Raw genomic sequence first — 1,271 nt, 5'->3', positions numbered from 1 at the left:
GTAAGCGGCTCATGACGGCCATTCTCGACGGCTGAGCGAACCGGTTGGTAGTTTAGTTCCCGCTAAATAATTTGGTGGGAACTAAAGTGGACGAGACATTGAATCGGATCGCGAAGGTCAAGCGACCAAACTTTCGCGTGGAAACCAAGCGGCACCTGGTCGAGCAGACCTTCGAAGCAGGAGCTTCGGTTTCGCTGGTTGCACGCCGTAACGACGTCAACACCAATTTGTTGTTCCGGTGGCGGCGTCAGTATCTGCAAGGCGTGTTCGGCGCGCCATGTCCAGAGCATTCGGCGGTGGCCTCGAAACCTGATGCCAGCTCGACGGTACTTCTTCCAGTGGGCGTTGTCGCGGAGCCTTCGGAGGCAACGCCCATGACCGACGATACCAACTCGCCGCCCGACAACGTCTGCGAGATCGAATTTGATCGTGCACGCGTTCGAATCTCCGGTGAGGTCTCGCCGGCGTTGCTGCGGCTGCTCATTCGGGAGCTTGCCCGATGATCGGCCTGCCGGCGGGCACGCGTGTCTGGCTCGTTGCCGGCATCACCGACATGCGCTGCGGCTTCCAAGGGCTGTCGGCGAAGGTGCAGACAGCGCTCAATGAGAATCCACTGGACGGTAACGTCTTCATCTTCCGCGGGCGCCGCGGCGATCTCGTGAAGGTGCTTTGGGCTACTGACGACGGACTCTGGCTTCTCGCGAGACGGTTGGAGCGAGGGCGTTTCATCTGGCCACAGGCCGATGGCGGCAAGATCCATCTGACGACTGCACAGTTGTCGATGTTGCTCGAGGGCATCGACTGGCGACAGCCACGACGCACCGCCGCACTCTCGATGTTGTAAACCGCGAGGAAGGCTCGTAAACTGCGACGCATGTCCGATCAGGCGCCGCTTCCCGATAACGTCGCCGAGCTCCGTGCCATGGTGCTCGCGCAACAGGCATCGCTGCTTGAGCACCAGGCATCGATTGCGAAGATGGTGCAGGAACTCGCCGCGCGAGATGACGAGATCGAGCGCTTGAAGGCGCAGATCGACAAGCTTAGGCGGATGCACTTCGGGCGCAAGTCTGAACAACTCGCGAAGCAGATCGACAAGCTCGAGGCGCAGCTGGAGGACCTGACGGGCGGTCGTGGTGCTGCCGAGGCGCGTAACCAGCGGGACAGGACACCGAATGCGCCGGCCAGCAAATCGCCTTCGCGAGGGCCGCTCCCGCCGCACCTGCCGCGCGAGGAGATCGTTCTCGAGCCCGATCCGCTCTGCCCCACGTGTG

General features: G+C 61.8%; 2 protein-coding genes and 1 pseudogene. All 3 read left to right on the top strand.

Annotation, left to right across the window (positions count from 1 at the left end; all coding sequences use genetic code 11):
• Positions 1 to 86: 86 nt before the first annotated feature.
• Positions 87 to 503: an IS66-like element accessory protein TnpA gene (tnpA, locus tag ACLFKU_RS43485; RefSeq protein WP_410842612.1), complete on the top strand. Its 417-nt coding sequence runs from the start codon at positions 87 to 89 to the stop codon at positions 501 to 503.
• Positions 500 to 844: an IS66 family insertion sequence element accessory protein TnpB gene (gene tnpB, locus ACLFKU_RS43480; protein ID WP_368587950.1), complete on the top strand. Its 345-nt coding sequence runs from the start codon at positions 500 to 502 to the stop codon at positions 842 to 844. The genes tnpA and tnpB overlap by 4 nt, the downstream gene beginning before the upstream one ends.
• 30 nt (positions 845 to 874) lie before the next feature.
• A pseudogene (locus ACLFKU_RS43475) lies at positions 875 to 1,271 on the top strand (IS66 family transposase); the annotation flags it as partial.

Source organism: Paraburkholderia sp. EG304 (genome assembly GCF_046543485.1).
Classification (GTDB): Bacteria; Pseudomonadota; Gammaproteobacteria; order Burkholderiales; family Burkholderiaceae; genus Paraburkholderia; species Paraburkholderia youngii.
The sequence above is the reverse complement of the archived record's forward strand: the minus strand, read 5'-3'. Positions and strand labels throughout refer to the sequence as shown.

Excerpts from the sequence above, each read along its gene's own strand:
- tnpB (WP_368587950.1), top strand. The coding sequence starts at position 500 with ATGATCGGCCTGCCGGCGGGCACGCGTGTCTGGCTCGTTGCCGGCATC.